This is a genomic window from Jatrophihabitans sp. sgz311053, assembly GCF_056135305.1.
On sequence record NZ_JBWAXP010000001.1, the window covers coordinates 1640818 to 1658224 of the forward strand.

The following is a 17407-nucleotide window of genomic DNA, read 5'->3' on the forward strand; positions in this document are numbered from 1 at the left end:
CTTTCACCGTGCTGCGAAGTGTGAAGTACGGCCTCTACGGCGCCGTCCTGGCCGGCCTCGTGGCCGCCCCGGTCGTGTGGATGTCGGTCGACAAGAGCGTCACCCTGACCGTCGACGGCAAGGCCCGGACGGTCTCCACCACCGCCAGTGACGTCGGCGCGCTGCTCTCCGACCAGGGCCTCAAGGTCAAGCAGCGCGACCTCGTCGCCCCGTCCACCACGACCTCGGTCAAGGACGGCATGAAGGTGGTCGTCAACCGGGCCCGGCTGCTGCACCTCAACGTCGACGGCAAGGCGCAGTCCATCTGGACGACCGCCCCCACCGTCGCAGTGGCGCTCGCGCAGCTGGGTTACTCCGACAGCGACTTCGTCTCCGTCTCGCGCTCCCGGCGGCTCCCGCTCGACCCCACCGCCATCGCCATCCGGACCCCCCGTGTCGTCACCGTGGTCCACGACGGCCAGCGCGAGACGGTCAGCACCACCGAGCCGACCGTGGCGCGGCTGCTGGCCACCATCGCGGTCCGCGTCGACGGCGACGACCGGCTCTCGGTGGCGCCGAGCGCCGCGACCGCCCAGGGTCAGACCATCGTGATCCAGCGGGTCGCGCAGAAGACGCTGACGCGCACCGTCGACCTCGACTACGCCACGACCCGCAAGAACGACGGCGACCTGCGCAAGGGCGCCACGAAGGTCATCCGGCCCGGCCGCAACGGCAAGGCCCAGGTCACGTACGTCATCACCACCGTCGACGGCAAGAAGTCGGCCTCCCGCAAGGTCAAGACGGTGACGCTGACCGCGCCGCGGACCCGGATCCTGGCTGTCGGCACCAAGAAGGTCGCCCTCGCCGCCATGGCCCCGACGCCGAGCCCCGGCTCGGCCAAGGCGATCGCGAAGCAACTGGCGGCGCAGCGCGGCTGGGGCGACGACCAGTACAGCTGCCTCGTCGAGATGTGGAACCGCGAGAGCGGTTGGCGCGTCACGGCCGAGAACTCCGGCAGCGGTGCCTACGGCATCCCGCAGGCCCTCCCCGGCTCCAAGATGGCCTCCGCCGGGCCGGACTGGCAGACCAGCGCGGAGACGCAGATCAAGTGGGGCCTGGGCTACATCGCCGCCCGCTACGACACCCCCTGCGGCGCGCTGAGCTTCTGGAACGCGAACCACTACTACTGATCGGTCGGGGGCTAGGGTCGTCGGGTGGCACCTGACGTCCTCGAGCTCGCCCACGACCGCCGCGGTACCGGACCACTGCTGGTCCTGCTGCACGGCATCACCGAGGATCGGCGGTCCTGGGACCCGCTGACCAACGAGCTGGCGCACGACCACACCGTGCTGCGGGTCGATCTGCGCGGGCACGGTGAGTCGCCGGCCGGGGAGGCGTACGGGCTCGCCGACTACGCCGCCGACCTCGCGCCGCTGGTCGGTGACGAGGTCCCGCTCGTCGTCGGTCACTCGCTCGGCGGGACCGTCGCCACCGCCTACGCCGCGGCCTATCCGACCCGCGGGGTGGTCAACGTCGACCAGTCGCTGGACCTCGCCTCGCTGCAGGACCAGCTCAAGCAGGCCGAACCGGCGCTGCGGGGCGACGCCTTCGGCGAGGTCATCACCGCGCTCTTCGACGGCCTGCGGGGACGCCTCGGCGACGAGGAGTTCGGACGGCTGTCGCGGCTGCGGGCGCCTCGCCAGGACGTCGTCCTCGGCACCTGGTCGCTGCTGCTGGACCACACCGCCGACGAGGTCAGCGCCGCGGTGTCGGCCACGGCGCGCGCGGTCCGGGTGCCGTATCTCTCCCTCTTCGGCATCGACCCCGGCCCGGACTACGCCGCCTGGCTGAGCTCGCTCGTTCCCGGTGCGACCGTCGAGGTCTGGGACGGTGACGGTCACTATCCGCACCTGGTCCAGCCCGACCGTTTCGTGGCCGCGGTACGTGCCTTCGAGGCGGAGCTGTGAGCGCCGTGCTCGACGACGCCCGGGGGCAGTCCGACGAGCTGGTCGCGCTGCGCCGGGATCTGCACCGCCACCCCGAACTGGGCCTGGAGCTGCCGAGGACGCAGGAGCGCGTCCTGCGTGAGCTCGACGGCCTCCCGCTGGAGATCACGACCGGCCGCGCCGGCCTCGGGTCGGTCGCGGCCGTCCTGCGCGGTGGTGCCGGGGGGACGGGTGAGCGCTCGGTGCTGCTGCGGGCCGACATGGACGGCCTGCCGCTCGCCGAGCAGACCGGGCTGGACTTCGCTGCCACCACCGGCACCATGCACGCCTGCGGCCACGACCTCCACACGACGATGCTGATCGGCGCCGCCCGGCTGCTCGCCGCCCGGCGTGACGCGCTCGCCGGGGACGTGATCTTCATGTTCCAGCCCGGGGAGGAGGGCTACGACGGCGCCGGACACATGATCGCCGACGGCATCCTCGAGGTCGCCGGTCCGCGCCCCGAGGCCGCCTTCTTCCTGCACGTCACCTCCTCGACCGTGCCGAACGGCGTGGTGGCGCTGCGACCGGGGCCCATGCTCGCCGCCGCCGACACCCTGCACGTCACGGTGATCGGCACCGGCGGGCACGCGTCCAACCCGCATCGGGCGCAGGATCCCGTCGCGGTGACGGCCGAGATCATCACGGCGCTGCAGACGTTGGTCACCCGACAGTTCGACGTCTTCGACCCGGTCGTGGTCACGGTGGGCAACCTCCACGCCGGCACGCAGCACAACATCATCCCCGAGCGTGCCGAGTTCCAGGCGACGGTCCGCTCGTTCTCGGCCGCGCACCAGGCGGCGATGAGCGAGAAGGCGGTTCGCCTGGTCCGCGGCATCGCCGAGGCTCACGGGCTGCGTGCCGAGGTCGAGTACGAGTCGCTGTACCCGGTGACCGTGAACGACGCGGGGATGACCGATCTGCTGGGGGCCACCGCCGCCGAGCTGCTGGGCGAGCCGGCCGCCATGATCATGCCGAACCCGCACACCGGCTCCGAGGACTTCTCCCGCGTGCTCGACGCCGTCCCCGGCGCCATGGCCTTCCTCGGGGCGTGCGCGCCGGGCGTCGACCCGGATGCCGCGCCCTACAACCACTCGCCGTTCGCGCACTTCGACGAGGGTGTCCTGCCCACCGGCGCCGCGCTCTACGCCTCGCTGGCGCTCGCCACGCTCTCGCGCCCCACCGGGACGTGACCGATCCGCTCCTCGGCCCGGCCGAGATCCGCACGCTGGCCGGCCGGCTCGGTGTCCGCCCGACCAAGCAGCTCGGCCAGAACTTCCTCCACGACCCCAACACCATCCGGCGCATCGTCCGCACCGCCGAGCTGGAACCCGGTGAGCGCGTCCTCGAGGTGGGCCCCGGGCTGGGGTCGCTGACCCTGGGACTGCTCGCCGCCGGACATCCGGTGACGGCGCTGGAGATCGATCCGGTGCTCGCCGCCGCGCTGCCGGAGACGGTGGCGCAGCGCTGCCCCGAGGCAGAGCTGATCACGGTCACGGGCGACGCGCTGCGCACGACCGAGCTGCCGGGGGCCGCACCCACCGCCCTGGTCGCCAACTTGCCGTACAACGTGGCGGTGCCGGTCGTGCTGCACCTGCTCACCACGCTGCCCTCGCTGCGCCGTGGGCTGGTGATGGTGCAGGCGGAGGTGGCCGACCGGCTGGCCGCCGCGCCGGGTAGCAAGGTCTACGGCGTGCCCAGCGTCAAGGCCGCCTGGTTCGCCGAGACGAGCCGTGCCGGTGCGGTGCCGCGGGCCGTCTTCTGGCCCGTCCCCAACGTGGACTCCGGTCTGGTGCGGCTGTTGGTCCGCGAACCGCCGCCGACCTCGGCGACGCGGGCGGACGTCTTCGCCGTCGTGGACGCCGCCTTCGCCCAGCGACGCAAGACGCTGCGTGCGGCGTTGTCGTCCTGGGCGGGCTCCGCGCCCGCCGCCGAGACGGCGCTGCGCGAGGCGGGTATCGATCCGGGCGCGCGGGGTGAGACCCTGTCCGTCATCGATTTCGCGCGTTTGGCCGCCACGCGGCCCTGACGGAGGAACTCACCGTGACGTACCCGCAGCAGCCCTACGGTCAGCAGCCCGGCCAGCAGCCCTCCTGGCAGCAGCCCGGCCAGCAGCCCTCCGGGCAGCAGCCGGGTCAGCAGTCGTCGTCCGGCCAGCCCTCCTACGGGCAGTACGGGCAGCAGGGGCAGTACGGGCAGCCCGCCTACGGGCAGCAGCCGTATGGCCAGCAGCCGTACGGGCAGCAGGGGCAGTACGGGCAGCAGCCGTATGGTCAGCAGCCCTACGGTCAGCCCGGCTACCCGCCGGCGCCGTACCCCGCGATGGGGGCGGTGCAGAAGCCGGTGGGGTGGTTCGTCGTCAACTGGCTCTTCTTCTGGCCGCTGGCCATCTACTCGCTGGTGTCGGCGTGGCAGAACATCGACCCGGCCCTCTTCCGCGGCGACATCGCCGGCGCGCAGCGCGAGGCCGACCGCGTGAAGAAGTTCGGCATCATCGCGCTCTGCGTCTGGGGCGGGATCATGGTCTTCTACCTCATCGTGGTCGTGGCCCTCGTCGGCTCCACGACCTGACATGACCGATCCGTCCGCGCCGGGCGCTGAGCCGTATCCGGGCCCGCCCGCCTGGTCCGCCGACCCCTACGGCCCGCCGACCCACCCCGGTCAGAGCCCGACCTACGGATATCCGCCTGCCCCCGGATATCCGCCGCCGGGGTATCCGCCGCAGCCCGGCTACCCACCGCCGTACGGCTACCCGCCTGCGCCACGGGCGACCAACGGACTCGCGATCGCGTCGCTGGTCCTCGGCGTGCTGTGGCTCTACTGGCTGGGCAGCCTGCTCGCGCTGATCTTCGGCCTCGTGGCCCGCAGCCAGATCAAGCAGCGGGGCGAGAGCGGCGACGGCATGGCCATCGCGGGCGTCGTGCTCGGGCTGGTCGGACTCGGTGCGCTGCTGCTCTTCTTCGTCATCGGCGTCACCGTCGCCGACAGCGGCGGTTAGGAACGGCTAGGAACGGCCCTGGAAGAGGCTTGTCACCGAGCCGTCCTCGAAGACCTCCTTAATCGCCTTCGCGAGCAGCGGGGCGATCGACAGCACCGTCAGCTTGTCGAACTGCTGCTCCGGCGTGATGGGCAGCGTGTTGGTGACGACGACCTCGGCCACCCGGCTGTTCTTGAGCCGGTCGGTGGCCGGGCCGGAGAAGATGCCGTGGGTCGCGGCGATGACGACATCGGTCGCGCCCTCGTCGAAGAGCAGGTCGGCGGCCTTGGAGATCGAGCCCGCGGTGTCGATCATGTCGTCGATGAGCAGGCAGCAGCGGCCGCTGACCTCTCCGACGACGCGGTTCGCGACGACCTCGTTGGCGGCGTCGATGTTGCGGCTCTTGTGGACGAAGGCGAGGTCCAGGCCGCCGAGCTCGTCAGCCCACTGCTCGGCCGTGCGGACGCGTCCAGTGTCGGGGGAGACGACGACGAGGTCGCGCTCGCCGTACTTCTCGCGGATGTGATCGGCGAGCAGCGGCATGGCGAAGAGATGGTCGACGGGTCCGTCGAAGAAGCCCTGGATCTGCGCGGTGTGCAGGTCGACGGCCATGAGGCGGTCGGCACCGGCTGTCTTGAACATGTCGGCGATCAGGCGGGCCGAGATGGGCTCGCGGCCACGATGCTTCTTGTCCTGGCGCGAGTAGGGGTAGAACGGCGCCACCACGGTGATGCGTTTGGCCGAGGCCCGCTTCAGCGCGTCGACGAGGATGAGGCTCTCCATCACCCATTCGTTGATGGGTGTGGTGTGCGACTGGACGACGAAGGCGTCCGTGCCGCGGACGGACTCGTTGGGCCGGATGAAGAGCTCGCCGTTGGCGAAGACGCGGCGCGTGGTCTCGGTGACCGTGATGCCGAGGTACTGGCCGATCTCGTCGGCCAGTTCGGGATAGGCGCCGCCCGAGAGCAGCACGAGACTCTTGCTGCCGGCGACCTGGAGCGTGGACATCGTCAGTTCTCCTGCTCGGTCTGGGCGAGAGCACGTGCGGCGGCATCGGCGGCGGGCGTCCCGGCTCGTTTGCGTTGCACCCAGCCTGCCACGTTGCGCTGCTGCGCGCGGGCGACGGCCATCGCACCCGGCGGGACGTCGTGGGTCAGCACGGATCCGGCGGCGGTGTAGGCCCCGTCGCCGATGGTGCGCGGGGCCACGATCATCGTGTCCGACCCGATCCGGACGTGGTCGCCCACCGTGGTGTGGTGCTTGGCGACCCCGTCGTAGTTGACGAAGACCGTCGCCGCGCCGATGTTGCTGCCCTCGCCGATGGTGGCGTCGCCGACGTAGCTCAGGTGGGGCACCTTGGACCCCCGTCCGACGGTCGCGTTCTTCAGCTCGACGTAGGTCCCGACGTGGGCCTCCTCGGCCAGGACGGTGCCCGGCCGGAGGTAGGCGAAGGGGCCGACGGTGACGCGAGCGCCGATCCGGGCGCTGATCGCCACGGTGCGGGTGACGACGGCGCCGGCGCCGACCACGGTGTCGGTGAGCGTGCTGTCCGGCCCGATCTCCGCGCCGGCGGCGACCGAGGTGGCGCCGCGCAGCTCGACCGACGGCCGCAGCGTGACGTCCGCGGCGAGCTCGACGCTGGCGTCCACCCAGGTCGTCGCGGGGTCGGTCACCGTCACGCCGGCGCGCATGTGCGCCTCGAGCAGGCGCTGGTTGTACGCCCGGTGGGCGGCGGCGAGCTGCACCCGGTCGTTGACGCCGGCGGTGACCTCGGCCGGTGCGACGACGGCACCGATGGGACGCGACTGAGCGGCGAAGATGCCGATGACGTCGGGCAGGTACTCCTCGCCCTGGGCGTTGGCGGTGGAGAGCCGGGTCACCGCCTCACGCAGCAGGGAGTGGTCGAAGGCGTAGACGCTCGTGGCGACCTCGGCGATACCGAGCTCGTCGGGGGTGGCGTCCTTGTGCTCGACGACCCGCAGTACGGCGCCGTCGCTGTCACGGACCACCCGGCCGTAGCCGGTGGGGTCGGTGACCACGCTGGTGAGCAGGGTGGCAGCGGCCCCGGACGACTGGTGCTCGGCGACCAGGGCTGTGAGCGCGGCCTCGGTCAGCAACGGGGCGTCACCGGGGACGATCACCACCGTCCCGGTGGCGTCGCCGGGGACCGCCGCCAGGGCGAGCCGGGCGGCGTGGCCGGTGCCGTTCTGCTCGGCCTGGACGACCGGCACCGCGTCGGGTGCGATCTGCGCCAGGTGGGCGGTGACCTCGTCGCGGCGATGCCCCACCACGACGACCGCGTGCTCCGGGCGCAGCGGCGCGGCCGCCGCCAGCACGTGGCCCAGCATGGTGCGGCCGGCGAAGGCGTGCAGCACCTTGGGGGTGGCCTGCGAGCGCATGCGGGTGCCCTCCCCGGCGGCGAGGACGACGACGGCGGCGGGTGGGACGAGCACGGGCGGGCAGCACCTCTCGTAGCGCGGGTGGGGATCGCTGTGGCTGGGGGACTCGGACTCGAACCGAGACTGCACGGCTCCAAAGGCCGGCGGGCTGCCGATTACCCCATCCCCCACAGAACGCCGCTCAGCCTATGCCAACGTCCGCTGAGCGAGGATGTCGTGCTCACAGACAGCCTGGCTACGCTTGCGTAAGTTACGCTTCCGTAGCCCGTCCGATACCGCGCCCGCTCGCGTGCGGTCCCCGACGAAACGAAAAGAGCCACTGCCCATGACCCTGCTCGACGAGCGCCCCGGCGCCACGCCGAAGCCGACCTTCGAGGGAACGAAGAAGCGCGGGGAGCAGACCATGCTCTACGCCTTCGTGATCCTTCCCTTCCTCGCCTTCCTCGCCGCCGTCCCGGTCGCCTGGGGCTGGGGCATGGGCTGGACCGACGTCGTGCTGATGCTCGTCTTCTACGTCGTCTCCGGGCTCGGCATCACCGTCGGCTACCACCGCCTCTTCACGCACAGCTCGTTCAAGGCCAACCGGCCGCTGCGGGCAGCGCTGGCCATCGCCGGCTCGCTCGCCATCGAGGGTCCGGTGATCCGCTGGGTCGCCGACCACCGCCGCCACCACGCCTTCAGCGACAAGGAGGGCGATCCGCACTCGCCGTGGCGCTTCGGTGAGACCAAGCGCGGCCTGGCCAAGGGCTTCTGGTTCGCCCACATCGGCTGGCTCTTCGACCTCGAGCACACGAACCGCGAGAAGTACACGCCGGACCTGCTGCGCGACAAGGACATCAGCCGCATCGACAAGCTCTTCCCGGTGTGGGTGCTCGTCTCGGTCTTCCTGCCCGCGGCGATCGGTGGCCTGGTGACGATGTCCTGGGCCGGCGCGCTCTCGGCGTTCTTCTGGGCCTCGCTGGTGCGGATCTTCGTGCTGCACCACGTGACGTGGTCCATCAACTCGGTCTGCCACATGATCGGCGAGCGTCCCTTCGCCGCTCGGGACAAGAGCGCCAACTTCTGGCCGCTGGCGATCCTCAGCTTCGGCGAGAGCTGGCACAACATGCACCACGCCGACCCGACCGCCGCCCGCCACGGCGTGCTCCGCGGCCAGATCGACTCGTCGGCCCGCACGATCTGGCTCTTCGAGAAGCTGGGTTGGGCCACGGACGTCCGCTGGCCCAAGCCCGAGCGGCTGGAGAAGCTTCGCGTCAAGGCCTGACCCGCCACGGACAGCGGCCCGACACGAGACTCGTGTCGGGCCGCCGTCGTTGGTGAGGACGCTCAGGTGACGGCGGCCCGCGTGGCGTAGCGCGGGTCGCGGTACTCGCCACTGGTGAGGACGTCGCGCAGCGTGGTCATCGCGTCCCACACCTCGGCGAAGCCGAGATAGGGGGCCGCGAAGCCGAGGCGCAGGATGTCCGGCTCGCGGAAGTCGCCGATGACGCCGCGGGCGATCAGCGCCTGCGTCACGGCGTAGGCCTCCGGGATGCGCAGCGCCACCTGCGAGCCGCGCCGGCTCGGTTCCCGCGGCGTCGCCGAGGTGACCCCGGCCAGCTCGCGATCGGCGAAGTCGATGACGAGCTGGGTCAGCGTCAGCGACTTGGCACGGATCTGCGCGATCGAGACGCCGTCGAAGACGTCGAGCGCGGCGTCCAGCGACCGCATGGCGAGCACGGCAGGCGTCCCGATGCGGGCTCGCTCGATGCCGCCGGCGGGGGCGTAACCGGGTTCGAGGGCGAACGGGTCGGCGTGCCCCTGCCAACCGGTCAGCGGCAGCTCGGCCGCGGCGTGGTGCCGCTGCGCCAGGTAGAGCCAGGCAGGGGCGCCGGGGCCGCCGTTGAGGTACTTGTACGAGCAGCCGACCGCCGCGTCCGCGCCGATCGCGTCCAGGTCGAAGGGCACCGCTCCGGCCGCGTGAGCGAGGTCCCAGAGCATGAGCGCGCCGGCGTCGTGGACGGCGGCGGTGATGCCGGCCGAGTCCCAGAGCTCGCCGGTGCGGTAGTCCACGGCGCTGAACGAGACCGCCGCGACGTCGTCGGTGAGGACCGAGGCGAGCTCCGGCGGCGAGACGCGCACCAGGGTGAGCCCGAGCAGGCGGGCGACCGACTCGGCGAGGTACTGGTCGGTCGGGAAGTTCCCGCCGTCGGTGACCAGGGTCCGGCGGCCGGGGGAGAGCCGCACCAGCGCGGTGAGGGCCTGGAAGAGCTGGATGCTCGTCGAGTCGCCGCACATGACCTGGCCGGGCGCGGCCCCGACGAGGGCGCCGATGCGGTCGCCGACCCTGGCCGGCAGCGTCCACCAGCCGTTGACGTTCCAGGACCGGATGAGGTCGCGCCCCCACTGCCGTTCGACGGTGTCGGCGACCGCCTCGCCGACTGCAACCGGCAGCGCGCCCAGCGAGTTGCCGTCCAGGTAGCAGATCCCCTCGGGCAGGACGAAGCGCGCTCGCAGGAAGCCCAGCGGATCGGCGGCGTCGGCGGCGAGCGCGGCCTCCCGGGACGTGATCGCCGGCGGGCTCTGCTCAGGCACCGCGTTCTGCTCAGGCACTGCGCACCGTCCAGAGGTCGGCGAAGGCGGGACGGAAGAGGGTGGAGCGCAGGTAGTCCGCGCCGGCCGAGCCGCCGGTGCCGGGCTGCGCGCCGATGATCCGCTCGACCATCTTGACGTGCCGGTAGCGCCATTCCTGGATGCCCTCGTCGATGTCGACGAGGGACTCGCAGACCCCGACGAAGGGGTCGGTCTCGTCGGCGTAGAGGGCGGCGAGGAGCGCCAGGATGTCCGGATCGCCGGCGGGCCACGGCTCGCCGGGGTCCCGTTCGAGGGCGGCGGTCGGCACGTCGTGCCCCACCGCGGCCAGGCCGTGCAGCAGCGAGTCGAAGACCGAACGGCGGCGCAGGGCGGCAGCGGTGCGCGGGTCGCGCGTGGGGTCGAGGTCCCGACGCCCCAGGACGGCCTCGAGCTCGCGGAACTGCTCGGACTGGAAGCCGCTGGAGCCGCCGAGCTCCGGGCGGAAGGCGGCGAACTGCCGCGGTGTCATGGTCTCCAGCACGTCTAGCTGCCCGACGATGGTCTTGAGGATCTTCGCGATGCGCCGTGCCGGCTGGAGGGCGCCGGTGGCGTCGCCGGCCTCCAAACGGCGCTGCAGCAGCTCCGCCTCGTGCAGGATCTGCTTGAACCACAGCTCGTACACCTGGTGGATGATCACGAAGAGCAGCTCGTCGTGGGCGTCGGTGCGCGGGGACTGGCAGTCCAGCAGCTCGGGCAGGCGCAGGTAGCTCACATAGGTGAGATCGGCCGTGGTCATGGGACCATCCTCTCCGATGAGTGGGACAAGTCGATGAGCGAGGCGACCGGGCGCGCCCGGGTCCGCATGACCGGTCAGGAGCGGCGCGAGCAGCTCGTGTCGATCGGACGCACGCTGTTCGCCGAGAAGGGCTTCGACGGCGCCTCGATCGAGGAGATCGCGTCGCGGGCCGGCGTCAGCAAACCGGTGGTCTACGAGCACTTCGGCGGCAAGGAAGGGCTCTACGCCGTCGTCGTCGACCGCGAGATGGCCGACCTGCTGGGCCGGCTGACCCGTGCCCTGGACTCCGGCGAGCCCCACGACCTCGTCGAGCAGGCCGCGCTGGCCCTGCTCACCTACATCGAGGAGGAGACCGACGGCTTCCGCATCCTGAGCCGCGACTCGCCGGGGGCCGGTGCCTCCGGCGGCACCTTCTCCTCGCTGCTCAACGACATCGCCAGCCAGGTGGAGCACATCCTCGGGCGCGAGTTCAACCGTCGTGGCATCGACACCAAGCTCGCACCGATGTACGCGCAGATGCTCGTCGGCATGGTGGCGGTCACCGGGACCTGGTGGCTCGAGGAGCGCAAGCCCAAGCGCGAGGAGGTCGCCGCCCACCTGGTCAACCTCGGCTGGAACGGGCTGGCCCACCTGGAGAAGAAGCCGCGGCCACTGCGGCGCCGCAAGACATGAGTCGGCGCGGAATTCGGCACGCCCGCGGTCGGCGGACTCCTGTAGCCGGACCGGACGCGGCCTGAGAGCATGACCCCCATGCAGGGTGAGGCAGGCGGGGACGCCAACGGTCAGGCCGATGTCCCGCAGCCGGGCAACGACGTCCCGTCGTCATCGTGGGGTGAGGCGTCCTACCGCTCCGGACGCGACTCGCGCCGCGATGCCGGCCGCCACGCGCATCCGGCCGACGCCGAGGAGCGTCGGGTGACACTCGATGCCGTCGCGGCGCACGACGAGGCCGGCGCCATCATCTCCGACGCGCTGGAGCAGGCCCGTCTCGTGACCGAGCGGGCCGAGGCGGCCGCGGATGCGTTGCTGGCCGACGCGCGGCAGGACGCCGACCGGGACCTCGCCGACGCGCGCGAGGCCTCCCGGGTGCTGCGGGAGCAGGCCGAGGCCATCGTCGCCGCCGCCCGCAGTCGGGGCGCCGAACTGGACGCCCGGACTCGGCAGCGCGACGAGGAGGCCACCGCCGCGCGGGACGAGGCCAAGCGGAGCCTCGACCAGGAGCTGGCCGAGCTGCGGCGCGCCTTCGAGGAGCGCCGCGACGCTGAGCAGCAGCAGGCCGAGACTGCTGCCGCCGACGTCATCGCCGCCGCCGAGAAGCAGGCCGGCACGCTGCGTGAGGAGGCGGAGCGGGCACTCGCCGACGCCCGTCGCGAGGGCGAGCGGATCGTGGCCGAGGCGGGGGAGCGTGGGGCCGGGCTGCTCGACGAGGCGCGCGCAACCATCGCTGCCGAGAACGCAGCCGCGGCGGAGCAGACCGCCTGGACCAAGCAGACGATGACCGATCTGCTGGCCGCTGCCGAGACCGACGCCGAGAAGATCCGGCAGGCTGCGCGCGACGAGGCCAGCCAGATCGCGAAGGCCATCGCCGACGACGCCGAGCGGGTCCGGGACCGGCTCCGCAACGAGGACGCCGAGCAGCGCCGTCGCCTCACCGGCGAGCGGGAGGCCGCGGCGGCCGAGATCGCCGCCCAGCGTGCCGCCGCCGAGCAGGATGCGGCCGAGATCCGGCAGCGGGCCGGGGACGAGGCGGAGCGCCTCCTCGCCGACATCGACGTCCAGGCCGAGCGGGCCAACGACAGTGCCCAGCGCCGTCTCGCCGAGGCCGAAGCCGGCGCGCGGGCCATCCGGGCCCAGACGGCCGCCGATCTCGAACGGGTGCAGAACGAGACCCGAGAGCTGCGCCGCAGCGCCAAGCAGGAGGCCGCCCGCACCCTCACCGAGGCCCGCGCCGAGGCCGACGAGCTGCGGACCACCGCCCGCAACCTGCTCGCCGACGCCCGGGCCGAGGTTGCGGTGCTCACCGCGCACCGCGACGAGATCAGCGCGCAGCTGAGCGACCTCTCCGGCGTCATCAACGCGCTCGCCGTCGCCGAGCGGGCCCAGGGGGGCGCCGGTGCGGTCTCGGAGGCCGCCGAGGCGGCGGCTGCCGCGGTGGCCGGGAAGACGGCGTCCGCGGCCGGAGACGTGCCGGCTGGCTTTGCGACGACCGGGGACGAGCCGGGCGGGGACGAGCTGGCCGGAGGTGAGCTGGCCGGAGGCGAGCTGGCCGGAGGCGAGTCGGGCAGGGACGAGTCGGACGAGTCGGACAGGAATGAGCCGGGCGGGAATGAGCCGAACGAGTCGGCGGCCGGGAATGAGCCGGGCAGCGGGGCGCCGGTCCTGCCCGAGCCGGATGCGGGGTCCGCGGTGCCGGCGGCCGTCTCCGCCCAACGCATCGAGATCGACTTCGGCACCGAGCCGGAGCCGACGGCGGTCCGGGATGCGCCGGGTGGCCCACCGGCTCAGCCCGCGGCTGGGCAGGCAAGCGACCGGTCGCACGAGCCGGGTGACGCTGCGGCCGGCGAGCCGGGTGACGCTGCGGCCGAGCGTCCGTCTCACCAGCCGTCCCGACCCTCGGCCGACGTGCCGGCAGCGCAGTCGGTGACGCAGAGCAAGCCGGTGGCGCCGGCCCCGGCGCGCGCCGCAGGAAGCGCCCGTCCCAGGCCGGGACAGTCCTGACCCCCCGGGGCGCCCCGGCGCCTAGTACCGTGCAGACGCCACGACGCGACGAAAGCGAGCAAGCAGGCTCATGAGCGAGCAGACGAACAGCACCTTCCGCACCGTCATGCGCGGGTACGAGCCCCACGAGGTCGACCGCCACCTCGCGGAGCTGTCGCAGCAGGCCGACGAGGCGAAGTCGCGCGCCGAGCAGCTCGCCAGCGAGCTTGACTCGGTGAAGGGGCAGCTCGCGGCGGCGAACGAGGAGTCCAAGCGCGCCGCCGCCGCAGCCGCCAGCGCGCAGGCGGCCAAGCCGCTGCCGCCGTCGGAGCCGACCTTCCACGACTTCGGCAAGCGGGTCGGACGCATCTTGGCCATGGCCGAGGAGGAGGCCGAGGAGATGCGCAGCGCGGCCGTCGCCGAGGTCGACCGCAAGCTGGCCGAGGCCGAGGAGCAGAGCTCCCGCAGCCGCTCCGAGGCCGATGCCTACGCGCGCGAGACGCGCGACAACGCCGACCAGGAGGCCGCCCGCATCGTCGAGGAGGCCAAGCGCAGCGCCGACCAGATGATCGACGACGCCGAGCGGCGGGCGATGGCACGTCGTGGCGAGGCCGAGGCCGTCTACGAGGAGCAGCGTGCGCAGGCCGCCAAGGCCGCGGCGGACTTCGAGAAGACCCTCGCGGAGCGTCGTGACGCCGCCGAGCAGATCTTCCAGGAGCGCACCGACGAGATGGAGCAGGCGCTCAGCGAGGCCCGGGACCTCGTCGCCAAGACGCGTCACGAGGCGGACGCCATCGCCGCGGACTCGCAGCGCAAGGCTGCGCAGATCGCCGCGGAGTCCGAGCAGCGCGCCGAGCAGATCATCGCCGACGCCACTGCCCGCGCCGACCGCATCCGGGACGAGTCCGACCGTGAGCTGGCCGCGGCGGTCCAGCGGCGCAACGCGATCAACGCCCAGCTGACCAACGTCCGGCAGATGCTGGCGACCCTGTCGGGCACCACCCCGGCCGCCCTGCCGGACGCCGAGGAGACCGACACCAGCAAGTAACCCCTCCGATTTTGGCGGCGGACGCTCACATGTGAGCGTCCGCCGCCAAAACCGTCGAGGTGGCCGAGGTCAGCCCAGCTCGTCGGCTAGCGTGAGCCAGGCCTCCTCGGTCTGCTCCCGTTCGGCGGCGACCTCGCGCAGTTCGGCGTCGAGCTCGGCTACCTTGCCGTAGTCGGTGGCGTAAGCGGCCAGCTGCTCGTGCAGCGTGGCCTCCTTCTTCTGCAGGGTAGCGACCCGTCGCTCGAGGCGGTCCAGCTCCTTGCGGGCGGCTCTCGTGTCACCTCGCTTCTCACGCCGCTCGTCGGCAGCGCTGTCGGCCGTCGCCGCGGTGGTCGCCGCGCGGCGGGCAAGGTATTCGTCCACACCACCGGGCAGCGCGGCGAGCGAGCCGTCGCCGAGCAGTGCCACGGTGGTGTCGCAGACCCGTTCGAGCAGGTAGCGGTCGTGGCTGACGATCACCAGCGTGCCCGCCCAGCCGTCGAGCAGATCCTCCAGCGCGGCGAGGGTGTCGGTGTCGAGGTCGTTGGTGGGCTCGTCCAGCAGCAGCAGGTTGGGTTGGGCGAGCAGCAGGCGGAGCAGCTGCAGCCGGCGCCGCTCGCCGCCGGAGAGGTCGCCCACCGGTGTCCACTGCCGGGAGTTGTCGAATCCGAAGCGCTCGGCCAGCTGTCCGGCCGAGAGCTCGACCCCGCCGAGCTCGGCGGTCGTGCGGACCTCGCTGACCGCCTCCAGCACGCGCAGCCCGTCCGGCAGCTCGTGCAGTTCCTGGGTCAGATGTCCGACGTGGACGGTCTGGCCGATCCGGACCGTGCCGGCGTCGGGCTCGAGCTCGCCGGCGAGCAGTCGCAGCAGGTGGCTCTTGCCGGCACCGTTCACGCCGATGACGCCGATGCGGTCACCGGGGCCGACGTGCCAGGTGACGTGGTCCAGCAGGGTGCGGGTGCCGCCGACGGTGACGGCGACGTCCTCGACGTCGACGACCTGCCGTCCCAGCCGCCTTTGCGCAAGTGCGCGCAATTCCACGCGCTGGCGGGGCTCCGGGACATCGGCGATGAGGGTCTCTGCCGCCTCGATCCGGAACCGTGGCTTGGACGTCCGCGCCGGGGCGCCGCGCCGCAGCCACGCCAGCTCCTTGCGCAGCAGGTTCTGTCGCCGCGCCTCGCTGGCGTCGGCCTGCCGGGCCCGCTCGGCACGGGCGAGGACGTAGGCGGCGTACCCGCCGTCGTACTGCCGGACGGTCGCGTCCGCGATCTCCCACGTCCGGTCCACGACGGCGTCGAGGAACCAGCGGTCGTGGGTGACGACGAGCAGCGCCCCCTTGCGGCGACGCAGGTGGTCGGCCAACCAGGTGATGCCCTCGACGTCGAGGTGGTTGGTGGGTTCGTCCAGGACGAGCAGCTCTGCCTCGCGGACGAGCGCGGCGGCCAGCGCCACCCGCCGCCGCTCGCCGCCGGAGAGGCGGGCGACGTCGGCGTCCAGACCGACGGTGGCCAGGCCGAGACCCTCCAGGATTGCGCGGATCGCGGCATCCCCGGCCCACTCGTGCTCGGCGGCGTCACCCACCACGACCTGTCGCACCGACGTCCCCGCAGGCAGCTCGCCACGCTGGGTCACTCGGGCGATCTGCAGGTCGCGCGAACGGGTCACCCGGCCGCTGTCCGGGACCTCCTCGCCGATGATCAACTTCAGCAGCGTCGACTTGCCGCCGCCGTTGCGCCCGACGATGCCGATGCGCTCGCCCGCCGCCACGCCGAGCGAGACGCCGTCCAAGACGACGGTCGTGGCGTACGCCTTGCCGACCTCTTCGAGATTGACCAGGTTGGCCCCGGCTGCCGTCGCCATCAGATCACCCTCATCGATCGAGCACCGTTGCGCCCGCGACCGGGCCGGAGGCCGGCCGGGCGGTGCGGCAGACGCCGGCCGCCTCGAGCTCCGCGGCGAGCACGGTCGCGGCGGCAGCGCTCTCGCAGAGGAAGGCGCAGGTCGGTCCCGATCCTGACACCAGCCCGGCGAGAGCGCCCGAGCGGGCACCGGCGGCCAAGGTCTCGGCCAGTTCCGGGCGGATCGTCAGCACCGCCGGTTGCAGGTCGTTGCCGAGCCGCTCGGCGATCCGGGTGAGGTCCCCGGCGGCGAGCGCGTCCAGCAGTGCGGTGGGCTCGCCCAGCGGCGGTGGCGCGCTGCCGTCGGCCCGCATCGCGTCGAGTCGCGCGTAGGCGGCACCGGCCGAGATGCCGGCGTCGGAGATCGCGAAGACCCAGTGCAGCGTGCCGCGGGTCGGCACGCTCGTCAGCAGCTCACCCCGTCCGGTGCCGACCGCGGTACCGCCGAGAAGGGGGAAGGCGACATCGCTGCCGAGCCGAGCGGCCAGCGACAGCAGGTCCGTGCTCGCGACCTCCAGCTGCCAGAGTCGGGCGCAGGCGAGCAGGGCGGCGGCCGCGTCGGCGGAGCCGCCGGCCATGCCGCCGGCAACGGGGATCGCCTTTCGGACGTCGAGCCGCGCCGCCGCCTCGACACCCGCGTGCCGGGCCAGCAGGACGGCGGCCTGCCACGCCAGGTTGCCGGCGTCGGTGGGCAGCGTCTCGGCCCCCTCTCCCGAGGTGGTGAGGGAGAGCGCCGGGGCGGGGTGGACGTCGACCTCGTCGACGAGGTCCACGGCGTGGAAGACGTTGACGAGGTCGTGGTAGCCGTCCTCGCGCGCGGCACCGACGCCGAGGTGCAGGTTCACCTTGGCCGGGACCTGCACCCGCACCGGCGCGGGGGATGGACGGGACGGCACCCGGCCGAGCCTAGTGAGGGCTGTGGACGCACCGGACCCGTGGTCGGCGCGGCCTCGCATACCGGGTAGGCTGACGAGGTTGCCCCGGCGAGGGACGGTGCGATCGCGACAGCGACGTCACCGATCCGTCATCGACGCGGTGTCGCTCGTCGATGCGCGTCGTCGCGTCCGAGGCACCGACGTGAGTGTGACAACCCGAG

16 protein-coding genes and 1 tRNA gene are annotated in these 17407 nt (G+C 72.6%); 10 read left to right on the forward strand and 7 right to left on the reverse strand.

What is annotated here, in order from left to right:
• Positions 1 to 8 precede the first annotated feature (8 nt).
• From AC0NZQ_RS07275 to AC0NZQ_RS07300, 6 genes are read left to right on the forward strand one after another with little or no spacing between them, the layout of a single operon-like run.
• Complete coding sequence (locus AC0NZQ_RS07275) at positions 9 to 1169, forward strand: aggregation-promoting factor C-terminal-like domain-containing protein (RefSeq protein ID WP_474529020.1); 1161 nt, start codon at positions 9 to 11, stop codon at positions 1167 to 1169.
• Positions 1170 to 1193: 24 nt separating this feature from the next.
• Positions 1194 to 1946: an alpha/beta fold hydrolase gene (locus AC0NZQ_RS07280; protein ID WP_474529021.1), complete on the forward strand. Its 753-nt coding sequence runs from the start codon at positions 1194 to 1196 to the stop codon at positions 1944 to 1946.
• Positions 1943 to 3157: a M20 metallopeptidase family protein gene (locus tag AC0NZQ_RS07285; RefSeq protein WP_474529022.1), complete on the forward strand. Its 1215-nt coding sequence runs from the start codon at positions 1943 to 1945 to the stop codon at positions 3155 to 3157. The genes AC0NZQ_RS07280 and AC0NZQ_RS07285 overlap by 4 nt, the downstream gene beginning before the upstream one ends.
• Positions 3154 to 3993 (forward strand): 16S rRNA (adenine(1518)-N(6)/adenine(1519)-N(6))-dimethyltransferase RsmA, encoded by an 840-nt coding sequence (gene rsmA, locus AC0NZQ_RS07290; protein ID WP_474529023.1) that lies wholly within the window; start codon positions 3154 to 3156, stop codon positions 3991 to 3993. Before AC0NZQ_RS07285 ends, rsmA begins: the two co-directional genes overlap by 4 nt.
• Positions 3994 to 4007: 14 nt before the next feature.
• Entirely contained in the window at positions 4008 to 4535 is a 528-nt protein-coding gene (locus AC0NZQ_RS07295; protein ID WP_474529024.1) for a CD225/dispanin family protein, read from the forward strand.
• Between the two features lies 1 nt (position 4536).
• Positions 4537 to 4962, forward strand: a complete 426-nt coding sequence (locus tag AC0NZQ_RS07300) for a DUF4190 domain-containing protein (protein WP_474529025.1) — start codon at positions 4537 to 4539, stop codon at positions 4960 to 4962.
• Between the two features lie 6 nt (positions 4963 to 4968).
• On the opposite strand, the gene AC0NZQ_RS07305 is transcribed toward AC0NZQ_RS07300, so the two are convergent.
• From AC0NZQ_RS07305 to AC0NZQ_RS07315, 3 genes are all read right to left on the reverse strand, one after another.
• Positions 4969 to 5949, reverse strand: a complete 981-nt coding sequence (locus AC0NZQ_RS07305; RefSeq protein ID WP_474529026.1) for a ribose-phosphate diphosphokinase — start codon at positions 5947 to 5949, stop codon at positions 4969 to 4971.
• A 2-nt stretch (positions 5950 to 5951) separates the two neighbouring features.
• A complete protein-coding gene (gene glmU, locus AC0NZQ_RS07310; RefSeq protein WP_474529027.1) occupies positions 5952 to 7394 on the reverse strand; it encodes a bifunctional UDP-N-acetylglucosamine diphosphorylase/glucosamine-1-phosphate N-acetyltransferase GlmU in 1443 nt (480 codons plus the stop codon).
• A 40-nt stretch (positions 7395 to 7434) separates the two neighbouring features.
• A tRNA-Gln gene (locus AC0NZQ_RS07315) sits at positions 7435 to 7510 on the reverse strand.
• A 155-nt stretch (positions 7511 to 7665) separates the two neighbouring features.
• Here AC0NZQ_RS07315 and AC0NZQ_RS07320 point away from each other — a divergent pair.
• Positions 7666 to 8604: an acyl-CoA desaturase gene (locus AC0NZQ_RS07320; RefSeq protein ID WP_474529029.1), complete on the forward strand. Its 939-nt coding sequence runs from the start codon at positions 7666 to 7668 to the stop codon at positions 8602 to 8604.
• A 62-nt stretch (positions 8605 to 8666) separates the two neighbouring features.
• Here AC0NZQ_RS07320 and kynU read toward each other — a convergent pair whose 3' ends face one another.
• Complete coding sequence (gene kynU, locus AC0NZQ_RS07325) at positions 8667 to 9914, reverse strand: kynureninase (RefSeq protein WP_474529030.1); 1248 nt, start codon at positions 9912 to 9914, stop codon at positions 8667 to 8669.
• 10 nt (positions 9915 to 9924) lie between these two features.
• Positions 9925 to 10689 (reverse strand): tryptophan 2,3-dioxygenase, encoded by a 765-nt coding sequence (locus AC0NZQ_RS07330; RefSeq protein ID WP_474529031.1) that lies wholly within the window; start codon positions 10687 to 10689, stop codon positions 9925 to 9927.
• Between the two features lie 33 nt (positions 10690 to 10722).
• Here AC0NZQ_RS07330 and AC0NZQ_RS07335 point away from each other — a divergent pair, with 33 nt between their 5' ends.
• From AC0NZQ_RS07335 to AC0NZQ_RS07345, 3 genes are all read left to right on the forward strand, one after another.
• Positions 10723 to 11361 carry a TetR/AcrR family transcriptional regulator gene (locus AC0NZQ_RS07335; protein ID WP_474529032.1) on the forward strand — a complete coding sequence of 213 codons (639 nt, stop codon included), beginning with the start codon at positions 10723 to 10725 and terminating at the stop codon, positions 11359 to 11361.
• A 69-nt stretch (positions 11362 to 11430) separates the two neighbouring features.
• Entirely contained in the window at positions 11431 to 13407 is a 1977-nt protein-coding gene (locus tag AC0NZQ_RS07340) for a hypothetical protein (protein ID WP_474529033.1), read from the forward strand.
• A gap of 70 nt (positions 13408 to 13477) precedes the next feature.
• Positions 13478 to 14434 carry a DivIVA domain-containing protein gene (locus AC0NZQ_RS07345; protein WP_474529034.1) on the forward strand — a complete coding sequence of 319 codons (957 nt, stop codon included), beginning with the start codon at positions 13478 to 13480 and terminating at the stop codon, positions 14432 to 14434.
• A 69-nt stretch (positions 14435 to 14503) separates the two neighbouring features.
• Here the strand turns inward: AC0NZQ_RS07345 and AC0NZQ_RS07350 are convergent, their stop codons facing one another.
• Together AC0NZQ_RS07350 and AC0NZQ_RS07355 are read right to left on the reverse strand one after the other, a co-directional pair.
• Entirely contained in the window at positions 14504 to 16273 is a 1770-nt protein-coding gene (locus AC0NZQ_RS07350) for an ABC-F family ATP-binding cassette domain-containing protein (protein ID WP_474529035.1), read from the reverse strand.
• 10 nt (positions 16274 to 16283) lie between these two features.
• Positions 16284 to 17207 carry a 4-(cytidine 5'-diphospho)-2-C-methyl-D-erythritol kinase gene (locus AC0NZQ_RS07355; RefSeq protein ID WP_474529036.1) on the reverse strand — a complete coding sequence of 308 codons (924 nt, stop codon included), beginning with the start codon at positions 17205 to 17207 and terminating at the stop codon, positions 16284 to 16286.
• Positions 17208 to 17407 lie beyond the last annotated feature (200 nt).

Bases quoted from the DNA above. Each gene is read 5' to 3' on its own strand.
- AC0NZQ_RS07300 (WP_474529025.1), top strand. From the start codon at position 4,537: ATGACCGATCCGTCCGCGCCGGGCGCTGAGCCGTATCCGGGCCCGCCC.
- AC0NZQ_RS07305 (WP_474529026.1), bottom strand. From the start codon at position 5,949: ATGTCCACGCTCCAGGTCGCCGGCAGCAAGAGTCTCGTGCTGCTCTCG.
- AC0NZQ_RS07320 (WP_474529029.1), top strand. From the start codon at position 7,666: ATGACCCTGCTCGACGAGCGCCCCGGCGCCACGCCGAAGCCGACCTTC.
- AC0NZQ_RS07330 (WP_474529031.1), bottom strand. From the start codon at position 10,689: ATGACCACGGCCGATCTCACCTATGTGAGCTACCTGCGCCTGCCCGAG.
- AC0NZQ_RS07335 (WP_474529032.1), top strand. From the start codon at position 10,723: ATGAGCGAGGCGACCGGGCGCGCCCGGGTCCGCATGACCGGTCAGGAG.
- AC0NZQ_RS07340 (WP_474529033.1), top strand. From the start codon at position 11,431: ATGACCCCCATGCAGGGTGAGGCAGGCGGGGACGCCAACGGTCAGGCC.
- AC0NZQ_RS07345 (WP_474529034.1), top strand. From the start codon at position 13,478: ATGAGCGAGCAGACGAACAGCACCTTCCGCACCGTCATGCGCGGGTAC.
- AC0NZQ_RS07350 (WP_474529035.1), bottom strand. From the start codon at position 16,273: ATGGCGACGGCAGCCGGGGCCAACCTGGTCAATCTCGAAGAGGTCGGC.